Origin of the sequence: Saccharopolyspora sp. 7B (assembly GCF_020177435.1) — a bacterium.
GTDB lineage: Bacteria > Actinomycetota > Actinomycetes > Mycobacteriales > Pseudonocardiaceae > Saccharopolyspora_C > Saccharopolyspora_C gregorii.
Genome location: NZ_JAIUKC010000213.1, coordinates 1 through 14,921, shown reverse-complemented (window position 1 = coordinate 14,921; position 14,921 = coordinate 1). Strand labels below are relative to the sequence as shown.

At 73.0% G+C, this 14,921-nt stretch carries 13 protein-coding genes; 8 read left to right on the top strand and 5 right to left on the bottom strand.

What is annotated here, in order from left to right:
* Nucleotides 1-85: 85 nt before the first annotated feature.
* The 4 genes from LCD33_RS26515 (at nt 86) to LCD33_RS26500 (ending at nt 3,862) form a co-directional block, all read left to right on the top strand.
* Nucleotides 86-583, top strand: a complete 498-nt coding sequence (locus LCD33_RS26515; protein WP_224978398.1) for a hypothetical protein — start codon at nt 86-88, stop codon at nt 581-583.
* 120 nt (nt 584-703) lie between these two features.
* Nucleotides 704-1,126: a lipopolysaccharide assembly LapA domain-containing protein gene (locus tag LCD33_RS26510; RefSeq protein WP_224978397.1), complete on the top strand. Its 423-nt coding sequence runs from the start codon at nt 704-706 to the stop codon at nt 1,124-1,126.
* A 331-nt stretch (nt 1,127-1,457) separates the two neighbouring features.
* Nucleotides 1,458-3,026, top strand: a complete 1,569-nt coding sequence (lnt, locus tag LCD33_RS26505; RefSeq protein ID WP_224961000.1) for an apolipoprotein N-acyltransferase — start codon at nt 1,458-1,460, stop codon at nt 3,024-3,026.
* A gap of 53 nt (nt 3,027-3,079) precedes the next feature.
* Nucleotides 3,080-3,862 (top strand): polyprenol monophosphomannose synthase, encoded by a 783-nt coding sequence (locus LCD33_RS26500; protein ID WP_224978396.1) that lies wholly within the window; start codon nt 3,080-3,082, stop codon nt 3,860-3,862.
* Nucleotides 3,863-3,999: 137 nt separating this feature from the next.
* Here LCD33_RS26500 and LCD33_RS26495 read toward each other — a convergent pair whose 3' ends face one another.
* The 3 genes from LCD33_RS26495 to LCD33_RS26485 all read right to left on the bottom strand — a co-directional run bounded on the left by LCD33_RS26495 (nt 4,000) and on the right by LCD33_RS26485 (nt 7,098).
* Nucleotides 4,000-4,344, bottom strand: coding sequence for an RNA polymerase-binding protein RbpA (locus tag LCD33_RS26495; RefSeq protein WP_184479487.1), 345 nt, complete (start codon nt 4,342-4,344; stop codon nt 4,000-4,002).
* 440 nt (nt 4,345-4,784) lie between these two features.
* Complete coding sequence (locus LCD33_RS26490; protein ID WP_224961004.1) at nt 4,785-6,188, bottom strand: MFS transporter; 1,404 nt, start codon at nt 6,186-6,188, stop codon at nt 4,785-4,787.
* A gap of 124 nt (nt 6,189-6,312) precedes the next feature.
* Nucleotides 6,313-7,098, bottom strand: a complete 786-nt coding sequence (locus tag LCD33_RS26485; RefSeq protein WP_224967422.1) for a glycerophosphodiester phosphodiesterase — start codon at nt 7,096-7,098, stop codon at nt 6,313-6,315.
* Between the two features lie 134 nt (nt 7,099-7,232).
* Here LCD33_RS26485 and LCD33_RS26480 point away from each other — a divergent pair, with 134 nt between their 5' ends.
* Complete coding sequence (locus tag LCD33_RS26480; RefSeq protein ID WP_374108074.1) at nt 7,233-7,613, top strand: hypothetical protein; 381 nt, start codon at nt 7,233-7,235, stop codon at nt 7,611-7,613.
* Nucleotides 7,614-7,717: 104 nt separating this feature from the next.
* Entirely contained in the window at nt 7,718-8,545 is an 828-nt protein-coding gene (locus LCD33_RS26475; RefSeq protein ID WP_224967420.1) for a universal stress protein, read from the top strand.
* A gap of 24 nt (nt 8,546-8,569) precedes the next feature.
* Here the strand turns inward: LCD33_RS26475 and LCD33_RS26470 are convergent, their stop codons facing one another.
* On the bottom strand, nt 8,570-9,079 hold the full coding sequence (locus LCD33_RS26470; protein ID WP_224961009.1) for an SRPBCC family protein: 510 nt from the start codon (nt 9,077-9,079) through the stop codon (nt 8,570-8,572).
* Between the two features lie 422 nt (nt 9,080-9,501).
* Here LCD33_RS26470 and LCD33_RS29230 point away from each other — a divergent pair, with 422 nt between their 5' ends.
* Entirely contained in the window at nt 9,502-11,187 is a 1,686-nt protein-coding gene (locus tag LCD33_RS29230) for a hypothetical protein (protein ID WP_304612919.1), read from the top strand.
* 365 nt (nt 11,188-11,552) lie between these two features.
* Complete coding sequence (locus LCD33_RS26460) at nt 11,553-11,969, top strand: nuclear transport factor 2 family protein (RefSeq protein ID WP_224967418.1); 417 nt, start codon at nt 11,553-11,555, stop codon at nt 11,967-11,969.
* A 710-nt stretch (nt 11,970-12,679) separates the two neighbouring features.
* On the opposite strand, the gene LCD33_RS26450 is transcribed toward LCD33_RS26460, so the two are convergent.
* Nucleotides 12,680-14,758: a tetratricopeptide repeat protein gene (locus LCD33_RS26450; RefSeq protein WP_224978395.1), complete on the bottom strand. Its 2,079-nt coding sequence runs from the start codon at nt 14,756-14,758 to the stop codon at nt 12,680-12,682.
* Nucleotides 14,759-14,921 lie beyond the last annotated feature (163 nt).

The window sequence follows — 14,921 nt, the reverse complement described above, 5'->3', positions numbered from 1 at the left end:
CCGGACGTGTTCCCGGCGAACCCCGCCCACCCCCTCGACCCGGCTGTTAGAAAGGATCTCGACGGCGAACCCGGGGGGATGCACCGTGGACATCGACCGGACGCGACGAGAGCTCACGCTCTTCGCCGACTACCACAGCTTCGAGATCCGCGACGCGCACGCGGACTACGACCTGGCCGCCATCGACGACACCACCGCGGACCTGCGCCGCGACCTGATCTCCAGCCGCGACGGCGTGGTCACCATCGGCACCGCGCGACGCCGCGACGTCCGCGTCGTCATCGAGATCGGCGCCGAGCCACCCGTCTGCGAACTCGCCTCCTGGGACCACGTCACCGAGGCCTCCGTGGAGATCGCCAGCGGGCAGATCCTGGTGCTCGGCGGCTCCGACAGCAGGCACAGCGCGCACCACTTCCCCGTGCCGGTGGGCGTCTACCGGATCCGGACGCGCTGCGCCGGGTTCGGCACCATCAGCGCCGACGGCACCGACGGGGCCGAGGTCTACCGGGTGCAGATCTGGCCCGGCACCGCCCGCCGCACCACCGTCCTCAAGCGCTTCACCGGCGAGCTCCCCCGCCGCTGACCGCCCGACCACCACCAGGCTCGGCGAACGGCGGCATCCGTTGCGCCGATCACCGCGTTCACCTGATCTTCGCGCGGCGCGCCGTTCGGCCGAGCGGGCGCATATTGCACAATGACCCGCATGGCCAGCGACGAGAGCACCGCCGACGACCGGCTCACCTCCGCGGACCCCCGCACCGAGCCGAACCCGCAGCACGGCGAGCTCGATCACGCCGAACCCGATCACGCCGGAACCGATCACGCCGGAACCGATCACGCCGGACCGGCCCGCGAGGAGCCGACGCACGCGGAGAAGCTCCAGCACACCCGCACCGCCGGGACCTGGGCGGCGGTCGTCGTCGCGACCATCGCGCTGATCGTGCTGCTGGTGTTCATCCTGCAGAACCTGCAGCCCACCTCGGTCACCTTCCTCGGCCTGCGCGGCGACCTGCCGGTCGGCGTGGCGCTGCTGCTGGCCGCCGCGATCGGCGGGCTGCTCGTGGCGCTGGTCGGCGCGGCGCGCATCCTGCAGCTGCGCCGCACCGCCAACCGCCGCAACCGCTGACGCCCCGGGAGCGCGACACCACCGGGACCGCGACGCCCCGGAACCCGCGAGTTCCGCGACCGCCAACGGTCGGCGACGGCTCGCGCGCGTCGAGCTCGCACCCGGCGCTGTCCAGCGCCGGTCCGGCCCCGCAGCGGCCCCCGCCCGTCCGAACCGGACGAGCCGGACCGTTCGCCGCGCCGGGTCCCGGATCACGTCCCCGGGGTGGCACGGCGCGGACTTCGCGCTCGCCCGGTCGGCGTACATTTGACGCGGGCGCGGGCCGCGGCGCGCGCCCGCAGCACCGAGTCCGCCCCGGTTCGCCGGCCGCAGCACCGAGAGAGTTGATCGGGTGAGTGCCCCCACGGTGACCACGCAGGACCGCGCCGACGGGCAGCCCCGACCCCGACTCCTCCGCCGGGCCGCGCCGTGGCTGCGCGCCGCCGCCGCGGTCCTCGCCGGGCTGCTGCTCTACGCCGCTTCCCCGCCGCGCGACCTGTGGTGGCTGGCGCCGCTCGCGGTCGCGCCGCTGGCCGTGGTGGTGCACGGCCGCCGCACCCGCGCCGGGTTCGGCCACGGCCTGCTGTTCGGGCTGGGCTACATGCTGCCGCTGCTGGGCTGGATCCAGGACTTCCTCGGCGTCCAGTTCGGCCCGTGGCCGTGGCTCGGGGTGGCGCTGGTCGAGGCGGTGTTCCTCGGGCTCGCCGGGGCGGGCATGGCGCGGGTGAGCCGGTTGCCGGGCGCTCCGGTGTGGATGGCGGCGGTGTTCGTGCTCGCCGAGGTGCTGCGCGATTCCCAGCCGTTCGGCGGCTTCCCGTGGGGGCGGCTGGCGTTCACCCAGCCGTCCGGGGCGCTGCTGCCGCTGGCCTCGGTAGGCGGTGCCGTGCTCGTCACCTTCGCCGTCGCGCTCGTCGGCTGCGGGCTCGGCGTGCTGGTGCTGCGGCTGCGGGCCCGGGACCGGTGGGTCGTCCCGGCGGCCGCCGCGCTGGTGCCGCTGCTGGCGGGTGCCGCGCTGCAGCCCTCGATCGGCGTCGAGCCGCAGGCGGGGACCGCGCGGGTCGCGGTCGTGCAGGGGAACGCGCCGGACATCGGCCTGGACCTGCTCTACGAGGACGACGTGCTGCACGACAACCACATCCGTGGTGCCAGGCAGCTGGCCGCGGACGTCGACGCAGGCCGGGTGCCGCGCCCCGACCTGGTGGTGCTGCCCGAGCAGGTCGGCAGCTGGGGACCGACGCGCTACGACCCGCAGCTCACCGCCGTCACCGAACGGCTCGGCGTCCCGGTCGTCGCGGGCGGCTTCGCGGTGGACCGGGACGGCACCTTCCGCAACCGCATCGTCGCGTGGAACCCCGGTTCCGGCGCCGGGGACGAGTACGCCAAGCAGCACCTCGTCCCGTTCGCCGAGACCATCCCGATGCGCTCGGTCGCCCGCCTGGTCAGCCCGTTCGTGGACCGCTTCCAGCAGGACATGGTGCCGGGCGACCTGCCCGGCGTGCTGCGGGCCGGCGCGGTCCGGCTCGGCGTCGGGCTCTGCTACGACGTCGCCTACGACGACGTGTTCGCCGGGGCGGCCCGGGACGGCGCCACGCTGCTCGCCGTACCCACCAACAACGCCTGGTACGGGCACTCCGAGATGAGCTGGCAGCACCTGGCGATGTCCCGGCTGCGGGCGGTGGAGCACGGCCGCGCCGTCGTCGTGTCCGCGACCAGCGGCGTCAGCGCCATCATCGCCCCGGACGGGACCATCACGAACCGCTCGGAGCAGTTCACCGCGCAGAACCTGGATGGCGAGGTCCCGCTGCGCACCGAACGGACCCCAGCCACCGCGCTCGGCGCCGCCCCGACCTGGGCGCTGTCGCTGCTCGGCGCCGGTGCGCTCGTCGCCACCGCGCGGCGGCGCACCCACGACAAGAACTGATACGCCCCGCCGCGCGTTCACCTGGGGGACGTGCGGCCCGAAGGAGGAACGTCATGACGGACCGGCACGCCCCCGACGGTGCAGCGGGGCCGTCCGGCTCGGCCCTGGTGGTCATTCCCACCTACGACGAGCGGGAGAACCTGGGCCCGGTGGTGGCGCGGCTGCACGCCGCGCTGCGCGCCGCCCGCGTGCTCGTCGTCGACGACGGCAGCTCGGACGGCACCGGCGAGCTCGCCGACGCGCTCGCCGCGCCCCACGACCGGGTCCACGTGCTGCACCGCACCGACAAGGCCGGTCTCGGCGCCGCCTACGTCGCCGGGTTCGAATGGGCGCTGGCGCACGACTACGCGGCGGTCGTGGAGATGGACGCCGACGGTTCGCACGCGCCGGAGGACCTGGCGCGGCTGCTGGCGATGCTGGAGGAGACCGGCGCCGATGTGGTGATCGGTTCCCGCTACGTGCCGGGCGGCCGGGTGGTGAACTGGCCGTGGTACCGGCAGGCGCTGTCCCGCGGCGCGAACCTGTACTCGAAGTACACCCTCGGGGTGCCGGTGAACGACAGCACCGCCGGGTTCCGCGCTTACCGCCGCGAGGTGCTGGCGGAGCTGGCGCTGCACGACGTCGCCTCGCACGGCTACTGCTTCCAGGTGGATCTGACGCTGCGGTCGGTGGAGGCCGGTTTCACCGTGGTCGAGGTGCCGATCACCTTCACCGACCGCGAGTTCGGCGAGTCGAAGATGAGCGGCGACATCGTCCGCGAAGCACTGGTCCGGATCACCGGGTGGGGCGTGCGCCGCCGCGTCGCCCAGCTGCGCGACCTGCTGCCGGGCGGCTGACCGACCGGTGGCGTTCCCGCCGAGCCCGCGGACCGGACCGAGGGCCCGGACACGAAGACGCCTGGGCTCCCCCGCACGGGGCCCAGGCGTTCGATGTGCTCAACCCGCTAGGTGCGGGGTGGTGCTGTGTCGCTCGGTCAGGCGGAGTGGCTGCGCCGGCCGCGCAGCACTTCCAGCCGCTCGTTGAGCAGCTCCTCCAGTTCGGGGATGCTGCGGCGTTCGAGCAGCATGTCCCAGTGGGTGCGCGGCGGTTTGGCCTTCTTCTGCTCCGGTTCCGATCCATCGATGATCTTGGATTCGGAGCCGTGCAGGCGGCACTCCCAGGTCGGCGGGATCTCGGCGTCGTCGGAGAACGGCACCTCGAACTCGTGGTCCTTGGGGCAGGCGTAGCGCACCGTCCGGCGCGGTGCGAGGTCGTGGTTGCGGTCGGTCTCGTAGCTGACCGCTCCGAGCCGGCTGCCACGCAGAACGCGATCGGCCATGACGGTTCCTTTCACTTCGGCCCGGAGCAGCGTCCGGACGGGTTGTGCTCACCGAGTGCAACGACGGACCGGCCGTCGCCTGTTCCCGGCGCGGGACTTTCGGTTGCCGTCGGTGACGTTATTCACTCGTCAACGACATCGTCCCCTCTAGAGATGCAAGCGGGGCGCGTTCGTGACGCGTTCTCGCTCCCGCAACCTAAAGGTTCCACCGAACAGGTGATAGTGCCAGATGAGTTGTAACTAAGGGCAAGTTAACCTTCGCTCTCTTGTCGGAATTGCAAGCGAGATCACCTGCAGGCCACCGGACCTGCCCGGAACTCGATCACGTTGTGTATCGGTACTCCGCATGCCAGACCTGCGACGCTGCGTACCGGCATATGCCAATGATGCCGGTACGCTCACCACATCGCATCACTGGCCCGGGTAGACCCCTCTTCGATTCAGAGGCGCTCCGGAGGCCGGTTCCCGACCGCCTCGATCGCCCGCCGCACCGGCACCATCGAGACCAGCACCAGCCCGACGACGAAGAAGACCACCAGCGAGATGATCGCCAGCCGGAACGACCCGGTGGCCTGCCCGACCCCGGCGAAGACCAGCGGACCCAGCCAGGACGTGGACCGCTCCCCCACCTCGTAGAGCGAGAAATACTCGGCCTCCTTGCCCTCCGGCACCATCTGGCTGAACAACGAGCGGGACAGCGCGTTGGTGCCGCCGAGCACCAGCCCGATGCCGACGGCCAGCCCGTAGAACTGGAGCTGCTGACCAGCCTGGACGAAGTAGGCCGCGGCCAGCACCCCCACCCAGACCACCAGACTGATCATGATCGTCTTCTTCGCGCCGATCCGGCCTGCCAGCAGGCCGTGCAGCACCCCGCCGACGAAGGCGATGAACTGCACGATCAGCAACGTGATGATCAGCGACTCCTGGGGCAGCCGCAACTCCATGTCACCGTACTGAGCGGAGACCTGGGTGACGGTCGCGATCCCGTCGGTGTAGATCATGTACGCGCCGAGGAAGGCCAGCGTCAGCGGGAACCCGCGCGCCTGCTTGACGGTCGAGGCGAGCTGCTTGAAGCCCGCGGTGATCACCGAGGCTCCCCGCTCCCCGCCCTCCGGCTGGTGGTGGCGCCCCAGGACCGCCAGCGGCAGCAGCGTGAACACCGCCCACCAGATGCCGGAGGAGACGAACACCAGGCGCACCGCGGCGTCCTCGCCGAGCCCGATCGCGTCGTGCCCGAGGTACAGACCCAGGTGCAGCGCGAGCGCGGTCCCGCCGCCGAGGTAGCCGAACGCCCAGCCGCGCGAGGACAGCGCGTCCCGCTCGTCGGCGTCGGCGATCTCCGGCAGGAACGAGTAGTAGACGACGACCGACGCCCCGAAGCAGATGTTCGCGGCGATGAAGAAGACCAGCCCCCACCGCCAGTTCCCGGTGCCGACCAGTCCGAGCAGCGAGGTGGCGAGCGCACCGCCGAAGGCGAACAGCGCGAGCATGCCGCGCTTGTTCTGCGTCCGGTCGGCGATGGCGCCGGTGATCGGCAGCACCAGCACCTGCACCACGGTGGCCGCCGAGAGCAGGTACCCCCACAGCGAGCCGGCCGGGAACACCAGGCCCAGCACCGAGATGTCGCAGTCGACGAGCGAGTTGCCGCCGGGGCAGGCCGCGCTCCCGTTGCGGGCGACGTCCGCGGTGGCGGCCTCGGTGGCCACGCTCGTCAGGTACAGCGAGAGGAAGACCGTCGTCACCGACGTCGGGAACACCGAGTTGGCCCAGTCGTACCAGCACCAGCCTCGCTGCTCCCGGCGTCGTCCCACCGCGTCCGGCGGAGCTCCGCCCAGCACGCTCATACCTCTCCGTCCTCAAGTGTTCACTCGATAGGGGTAACGGGGACTGTATCGGCTCCGGATCAAGGCTCGATCGCGGTGCGATGATCTTGGTGCCGACCGGCTCCGCCACCCCTCTTCCCCAGAATCAGGTCCGCTCCGGCGCCGTCCCGCCGAAGCGCTCGCCCAGCACCTCGCGCAGCAGGTCCGGCCGATCGGTCACGAGCCCGTCGACCCCCAGGTCGAGCAGCCGCCGCATCTGCTCCGGCTCGTCCACCGTCCACGCGTGCACTTCCCGCCCCCAGCGGTGCGCCGTGCGCACGAACCGCGGATCCACCACCTGGATCCGCCCGCGCCGCGGCGGCACCTGCGCGGCCGCGCCGTCCACGCGGGACCGCAATCCCCAGCCGCCGTAGCGCGACGCCCCCCACAGCGTCGTCACCGCTCGCCGCCCCATCGACGTCAGCAGCGCCTCGCCCCCGCCCCGGCGGAGTTCGCGGAGCCGCCGGTCGTCGAAGGACGCGAGGCAGACCCGGTCCCACGCGTCGTGCCTGCGCACCACCTCCAGCACCGGCCGGACGGCGGTGTCCTCCTTGACGTCGATGTTGAGCAGCGCCTGCGGCAGCTCCTCCAGCACGTCGTCGAGGCGGGCGACCGGTTCCCGGCCGCCGATGCGGGCGGAACCGACCGCAGACCACGGCAGCCGACGGATAGTACCGCGCCCGTCGGTGGTGCGATCCAGGCTCGGATCGTGGTGCAGCACGACGACGCCGTCGGCGGTGGCGTGCACGTCGGTCTCGACGTAGCGGTAGCCCTCGGCGACGGCGCGGCGCAGCGCGCTCAGCGAGTTCTCCATGTCGTGCAGGTCGCCGAGGTGCCAGCCTCGGTGGGCGAACGCGCGCGGCCAGGGCCCCTGGAGGAACGGGTGGGTCACGGGAGCTCGGGTCCTTTCACGAACCGGGCGGGCGTGGGGACCGCCCCACTCTGCCCGACGCGATCCGCCCAGCGGCACCCGCACCGGCGTGGCAACGAGATGTTCGCCGCGGGGTCGCATTACCGTTGCGCACCGTGGACAGCCCGCCCGAGATCGAACAGACCGCCCCGCTTGGTCCCGAGACCGCCCGTCGTCGCGCCGAGCGGCACTGCTCGTGGTGCGGCCGCAGGCTCACCTCCTCCGGGCGGCAGGGCAGGCCGCGGTTGTACTGCACCCAGTCGTGCCGGCAGCGCGCCTACGAGCGGCGCGGCGCGGTGCAGCGCTCCGGGCTGCCCGAGGACGCGGTGGTGCTCTCGGCCGCCGAGATCGCCGACCTGCAGGACCGGCTGTTCCAGCTGCGCTGCGCGGCCGAGGACGTCGGCACCGCCGCCGAGGACGGCGCGAGCACCGCGGAGCTGCGGAAGATGGCCGCCGAGGTCGTCGCGGTCGCCGCCGAGCTCGAACGCCTCCGCTGACGCCGTTCGCCCGAGCGGCTTCGGGCGACTCCCGAGTCGAACTGCTCTGGCGGCCGCCGCGCGCACCCGCCACCCTCGGAGGCCGCGCCTGCGAAGGGAGTCCCGTGTTCCTGCCCGCGAAGACCGTGCTGGTCGGCGTCGACGGTTCGCAGCACTCGTCGCGCGCCGCGAGGTGGGCGGCCGCGGAGGCCGCGCGGCTCGGCGCCTCGCTGCACCTGGTGCTCGCGCACGACGCGGCGCACCGGGACCGCGCCGAGGAACAGGTCCGCGAGATCGCCGTCGAGTGCCGCGCCGCCGAACCGGACCTGCACGTGCGCGCGCAGGCGGTGACCGCCGACCCAGCCGAGGACCTGGTCGCCCGCTCGGCCGACGCCGCGCTGCTCGTCGTCGGCTCCCGCGGGCGCGGCGCGGTGCGGGACGCGTTGCTGGGTTCGGTGAGCACCGCGGTCGCCACGCACGCGGGCTGTCCCGTCGTGGTGGTCCGCGGCGAGCCGCGCGGTAGCGGGCCCGTGGTGGTGGGGCTAGACCTCTCGCCCACCAGCAGGCCCGCGCTGCACTTCGCCTTCGACCGCGCGGACCGCGGCGGCGCTGAGCTGGTGGTGGCGCAAGCGCTGCCGGACGCCTTCTTCCTCCCGTCGATCCTGGAGGACCCGGAGCGCCAGCGACTCCAGGAGGACGCCGAGCAGCAGGTCGGCGGGCAGCTCGCCGGGTGGCGCGAGCGCTACCCCGAGGTGGTGGTGCGGCGGGTCGCGACCGACCAGCACCCGGTGGAGGCGCTGTGCTCGCAGGCGGTCGGCGCCCGGCTGCTCGTGGTGGGCCACCGCTCGCGGAGCGCCGCGGCGACCCGGCTGGGCTCGGTGGCGCTGGGCTCGCTGCACCACTCGCCGTGCCCGGTGGCGGTCGTGGGCGACCAGGTCGACCTGGACTGGTAGCGGCCCGCGAGGTGCGGGGAGCGGTCAGCGCGCTTCGGCGAGGCGCTTGAGGTGGTCCAGGGTCGCGGTCATGTTCCGCTCCAGGTCACCCAGCCGCCGCCGCACGAACTCCTCCTCCGCTTCCGGCTTCCGCTCGATCGCCGCGGTGAGCCCGGAGCGGTGCGTGCCCAGCCGGACCGCGTACTCCAGGTCCGTTCCGCCGTCGCGCGGGGCGAGGGCGAACCGCCAGGTGGCGATGGGGTCCTCCGGGTCCGCCACCGCCCAGCCGAAGGCGCGGCCCGGCTCGCACTCGACGACGTGCGAGGTGGTCGTCCACTCCCCCAGCAGGTCGTTGCGGTTGTGGCCGTGGAACCGCGCGCCGAGCCGGGGTCCGGCGGCACCGTCCAGCCACTCCACGGCCTGCAGTTCGGTGCTGGCCGCGGGCAGCAGCGCGATGTCGGACACGACCGGCCACACCTGCTCCGGGGTCGCGTCGATCCAGGTGCGCGCGCCGGCCGTCGGCCGGTCGGCGAGCCGCGCGCTCGTCCGCTCCATCGTGGAACGCCCTCCTCCGCCGCGATGGGCGGCGCGGTGCCGCCCGCGCGGAACGTTCCACCCGGCGCACCCGTGGCGTCAAGGCGCTCGCGAGTACCGGACCGGCACCGCGGAGTCCGAAGAGGACACTCCGCGGGCCTCGGCGCGCGGCGAGCGCCGTCCGTAGCATGGAGCGGTGGCAGCGAGCGGAGGACGCGCAGTGGGCATGGCATCGGCCGCACCGGCCGGAGGGCGCGTTCGAGCAGGTCAGCGGCATGATCCGAGGACTGTGCCGGACGCCGGGCGTGGTATGATCAACCCGCGACTCCGCGACTCCGCGACTCCGCGACTCCGCGACTCCGCGACTCCGCGACTCCGCGACTCCGCGACTCCGCGACGGCCCCTCCTAGCGCCGGGTGGTCGACGCCGGGCAGCATGGGCCGGTGCTCACTCGATCACCGGACGACACCGTGACGCGTGAGCCGCGGCGCGGCCGGGTCGCCGCGGACGAGCCGGAGCACGGCACGTTCGGCCCGGTGCGCACCGTGCTGGTCATCGCCCGCACCATCACCTCCACCGCCCGCCTGCTGGACGCGCTGCGGTTCTTCCGGGACGACTTCCGCGTGGACCTGGTGTTCACCGTGAACGACACCTCCCCGCACAGCGGCGGCGCGCTGGAGCTGCTGCGCGAGGCGCGCGCCGAGCGGATCGTCCCGTGGTCGGCGGTGCACGACCTCCCGTACGCGCTGGCGATCTCGGCGAGCGAGAACATCGACTTCGCCGAGTTGGACCTGACCCGGCCGGTGGTGGTGCTGCCGCACGGCATCGGCTTCAACAAGCACGTGCACGACCCGAAGACCGGCGGGACCAGGCTGGCGGGCCTTCCGCCGGAGTACGCGCTGCGCAGCGGGAAGGTACTGCTGACGCTGGCGCACGAGTCGCAGCACCGGCAGCTGGCGGCGGTGCGCCCGGAGGTCGCGGGCAACACGGCCGTGGTCGGCGATCCGACCTTCGACCAGCTGCGCGCGAGCCTGCCACTGCGGGACCGGTTCCGGCGGGAGCTGGATCTGCGCGGCCGCAGGCTGGTGCTGCTGAACTCGACGTGGGGCGAGGAGTCGGCGCTGGGCCGATCACGGGAGCTGGCCCGGCGGTTGTGCGCGGAGCTGCCCGCCGACGAGTACCGGGTGGCGCTGGCGATGCACCCGAACATCTGGTCCCGCTACGGCGATCTGCGGGTGCGGACCTGGTTCGCGGACGCGCTGGACGCGGGATTGCTGCTGCTGCCGCCGGACGGGGGCTGGCAGGCGGCGCTGGTGGCCGCGCACCAGGTCGTCGGCGATCACGGCTCGGTGAGCCTGTACGCGGCGTGCTTGGGCAAGCCGCTGCTGCTGGCATCGGTCGGCGCGGAGAGCGTGCCGGGCACGCCGGTGGCGGCGTTGGCGGACACCGCCGAGCACCTCGACGTGACGGGGGACCTGCGCGAGCAGTTGGACGGGTCGTGGCGGACGCACGCACCGGCCCGGTTCGCCGAGCTGCCCGGGCAGGTGTTCGCGCACCTCGGCGAGGCGACCGGGGTGCTGCGGGAGGTGCTCTACCGCTTGCTGGAGCTGCCGGTCCCGGCCGGGGAACCACCGCTGCTGCAACCCGCGACCCCGCGGCCGTACCGGCGGGAACCGGCCTCGTTCGAGGTGTTCACCGAGTGCACCGGGCCGGGCCGGATCGCGGTGCGGCGGTATCCGGCGGCGGTGCGCCGGGCCGATGCGCCGGTGCGGGAGTCGGCGGTGCAGCGGCACCTGGCGGTGCGGGAGGACGAGCCGCGGCTGCTGCGGCACCAGTCCGCGGCGGTGCTGGTGCGCGAGGAAACGTGCGCGGACGAGGCCGCGGCGCTGACCTGGACCGACCAGGCCCGGGCGGAGTTCCCGGGCGCCCGGGTGTGGCTGGCCGCCCACCCGAACGGCATGACCGCCGCTGTCCGGAACGGACGGACGATGCGCATCTCCGCCCCCGGCGCCGACCCGATGCTGGTGGCATCGGCCGCGCACGCGATCGTCCTCAATGGACTCACCAGTGGCGACTTCACGATCTCCTGCGGTGCCGAGGAATTCCGGCTGACCGCCACCGAGCGCTGACCCGGTACGCGGGCTCGGAGCCACGACCGGCGGAGCCCGGCCAGAACAAGAGGCTCACGGGTGCACCCACCCTCTCTTCCCAGCCGGAGGGGCACGGTTCGCCAAACGACGCCGGCGGCGAGCGACCGTCACGGTTCCGGTGGAGTTCACGGGTGTCCACCGGGACGTCAGCGGTCGGACCACCGCTCCTCCAGGGTAACGCGGCCGGGCGAGCGGTCGCGCTAGGCGGTTTCGCTGAGACCACTGGTCAGTTCGTGGCTGAGGAGCCTTGACACGGGCTGGGAGCCGTGTGCACCGTTCCCCCGGCTCGTCCGAGCCAGCCGAGCTAGGGCCCACAGCATCCCTTCTTCACATGAGGTCGTCCCATGAATCATCTCGCCGATCGTGCCGCCATCCACGATCTCAACACTCGTTACGCGGTTGCTTTCGACGGCTTCCGGCTGAATGAGTCCGCTGACTGCTGGGCCGAGGATGGCGTCCTCGACGAACGCGAGACCGGCTTCGGCCTGTTCCAAGGGCGCGAGGCGATACGCGACTTCTTCCGCGACTCGCTCTTCGCCCATGCCCGCTACGTCATCCACGTCATGTTCAACCACCTGGTGACGGACATCGAGGGCGACCGCGCGACGGGGAGTGTCTTCTGTCTCGTGGAAGTGGTGAAGAACGACGGCGGCTACGTTCGTTCCCACGTCAAGTACGAGGACGACTACGTTCGCGTGGACGGACAGTGGAAGTTCGGCAGCCGCGTCATCAAGCCTTCCTTCCCGGGTGCCCCGGTGTGAGCCCTGGAAGTTCGATTTGGATCGCCTTGCGGACCACAGGAAGATGCCTGCCATGTGGAGTCCGGCCAGGTATGTGGTCGCGGTCTGCTCAAAGCGGGTGGCGGGACCGCGCCACTGCTGCAAGCGGTTGATGCACCGTTCGACGGTGTTGCGCTGCTTGTACGCCTCGCGGTCGAAGGCGGGGGTTGCCCCCTCGGCTGCCGCGCCACAGTCGGTGGCCTTGCCGGCCCGCCTGGACAGGGATCACCACCCGAATACCGCGCTTGTCCAGGTACTGGCGGACACGATCGTGGAGTCCACCGAAACCGAGGCAGGCTGCGGTTGTGGGCCGTCGACGGCACCTGGAAGCGGGTGTTCACCGCGTTGACGACCCAGGCCGACGCGGACGAAGATCTCAACTGGGTCACCGTGAGGTGGCCGACGTGATCGCCTTCAAGATCTAGACCGGCACGCAGCAGGGCCGCCCGCCAGAGGAGTACGGCAACTGGCGGAGTGTCCGGTCCGATCCGCGTCCACCGCGCGTCAGTCAGCGGCATACCCGGGCCGACGACTGGCTGATCCGAACGAAACCGCCTAGGCGTGGTGGAGCCGTCGGTGCCGAACAGGCCCTGCGGTGCGCCGGTTGCGGTGGTGGTGCGATCGTGCCGGGAAGGCGGGCAGCCCCCGGGATTCCGCCGTCCGCCGCACCGGACGGATTCGAAGCCGGGCGGTCAGCCCAGCGCGGCCAGTGCTTCTCGCACGCCGCCGGCGCGGGGGCTGCCGTACCGCTCGTAGACGGCGAGCGCGGCGCGCAGGTTCTCCTGCTGCAATGCGGCATCCCCGCTGGTGGCGGCGACGTCGGCGAGCGCTTCCCGCGCCTGCGCCGCGTAGTAGTGGTCCTCCCCCGCAGTGAGCACCGCGATGGCGTCGCGCAGCGCCGCGGTGGCGTCGTCGAGCGCGCCGAGGTGCGCGTGCGCGGTGCCGATGGCGGCGAGGGCGCGTCCGGCCATCCGCTCGTCCGGCACCGCCCTGATCAGCCGCAGCGCGTCCCGCAGCGTGTCGAGCGCTCGCGCGTGCTCGCCGAGGGCGTCTTCGGCGCAGCCGAGGAAGTAGCCGACGAAGGCCCGTCCGCGCGCGTCCTCGGCGGCGGTGAACAGCTCGATCGCCCGCCGGTAGTCGAGGACGGCGGCGGCGGGATCACCGGTGGCGTCGTGGTACCGCCCGACGAGTTCGTGCACGGAGGCCGTGAGCCGCGGTTCCCCGATCCGTTCGGCGACCGGCAGCGCGGCGTCGAGTTCCGCACGCGCGCGGTCGAGGTGGCCGAGGTCGGTGAACGCGCGGGACGCGAAGCTGCCCAGCCGCGCGGCGGCGTCGGGACGGTCGTCGAGTTCGGCGGCGCGCACCCCGAGTTCGGTGGCGCCGACCCATTCCAGCAGGTGCCGCCGGTTGACGTAGAGGGCGGTGAGCGCTTCGGCGAGCTGCCAGGCCTCCCGGTTCAGCCCACCGTCCACAGCGGACCGCAGCACCGCGGCGAGCGCGCCGCGTTCCGCGTCCATCCAGGCCAGCGCGTCCTGCTTGGCGCGGTCCCCGGTGAACGGCTGCTGCTGCCCGGCGAGCAGCTCGGCGTGCTTGGTGATGCGCAGCCGGCCGGCGCCGAGCACGGCGAGGTCGGCGAACGCGGCCCGGTGCAGGCAGTGCCGCACGATGCGCCGCAGCCCCGCGGCCCGTTCGTCGGCGGAGTCGTGCCGTTCGGCGAGGGCGCGGGCGTGCGCGCGCACCAGGTCGTGCATCCGGTACCGGCCGTCGCCCTCGTCGACGACGAGGTGCGCGTCGACCAGTTCGTCCAGGTCCCGGTACGTGCGACCAGGTCCGGCGGCGGCTTCCGCGAGGTCGCGGCCGAATTCGCCGACCGGCAGCAGCGCCAGCCGCCGGTACAGCTCGGTGGCCTCGGCGGGCAGCATCTTGTAGGCGACGTTGAACGGGGAGGTCAGACGCGCGCCGTCGGCCCGGGTCTCGGCGACGAGTTCGGCGACCCGCAGGCTCGGGTGCTTGCGGAGCGCGGCGGCCATGGACCGCAGCATCTCGGGGAATCCGCCGCAGAGCCCGGCGAGTTCGCGCATCGCCGCGGGTTCCTGCTCGGCGCGGCGCGCCCCGCACAGCGCCTGCATCAGGTCGCTGCCCGCCTCGTCGGTGAGCGGGTCGATCTCGACGACGGAGGCCTCGTCCAGCAGCAGTTCGCTGAGCCGCCGGTTGCTGGTGACCAGCACGGAGCTGCCGGGCGCGTTGGGCACGAACGGTTCGACCTCGGCGGGTTCGGCGACGTCGTCGAGCAGCACCAGCAGCGGTTTCCCGCTGGTCCAGGTCTGGTAGAGCTCGGTGCGCCCGGCGAGCGTCGGGGGCATCGCCTTGTCCTGCACGCCGAGCCGCCGCAGGCAGTCGCCGAGCGCGTCGCTGATCGCCGCCCCGTCGGCGCCGCGCAGCGTCCCGAAGTCCACGAACAGTTCGCCGCCCGGGTACGCGTCGACCTCGCCCGCGACGTGCCGGGCGGTGGCGGATTTGCCGACGCCGGGCAGCCCGGTGAGCATCACGATCTTCGAACCGCGGGTGCCGTCGCTGTGCGCGAGGTGTTCGCGCAGCCGCGCGCGTTCCCGCTCCCGGTTCACGAAGTCGCCGGTCAGCGGCCGGATCTCGTGCGGGGTGCGCGCCGGATCGGTGCCGAAGTAGTTGTCGCCGTAGTGCGCGCCCGCCTGCACCACGGGCCCGCCGACCGTGCCCGATGCGGAATTCGCGATCTCCGGCCCGTCGCTCATGCGCCCATCCTCATCACCCGGCGGTAGTCGGCACCCCACCGTACGCGACCGCCTAGCGCCCGAGGGCGAACTCGGCCGGAGCGACGAGCCGGAGTTCGCGCCCGCCCAGGTTCCGCACGGGTCAGGCGAGGGGGACGTCGAGGGTGGCGGGGGTGGTGAGCGT

Coding starts and splice junctions, on each gene's coding strand:
- LCD33_RS26490 (WP_224961004.1), bottom strand. CDS start 6,188: ATGAGCGTGCTGGGCGGAGCTCCGCCGGACGCGGTGGGACGACGCCGG.
- LCD33_RS26500 (WP_224978396.1), top strand. CDS start 3,080: ATGACGGACCGGCACGCCCCCGACGGTGCAGCGGGGCCGTCCGGCTCG.
- LCD33_RS26450 (WP_224978395.1), bottom strand. CDS start 14,758: ATGAGCGACGGGCCGGAGATCGCGAATTCCGCATCGGGCACGGTCGGC.
- LCD33_RS26510 (WP_224978397.1), top strand. CDS start 704: ATGGCCAGCGACGAGAGCACCGCCGACGACCGGCTCACCTCCGCGGAC.
- LCD33_RS26495 (WP_184479487.1), bottom strand. CDS start 4,344: ATGGCCGATCGCGTTCTGCGTGGCAGCCGGCTCGGAGCGGTCAGCTAC.
- LCD33_RS26470 (WP_224961009.1), bottom strand. CDS start 9,079: ATGGAGCGGACGAGCGCGCGGCTCGCCGACCGGCCGACGGCCGGCGCG.
- LCD33_RS26460 (WP_224967418.1), top strand. CDS start 11,553: ATGAATCATCTCGCCGATCGTGCCGCCATCCACGATCTCAACACTCGT.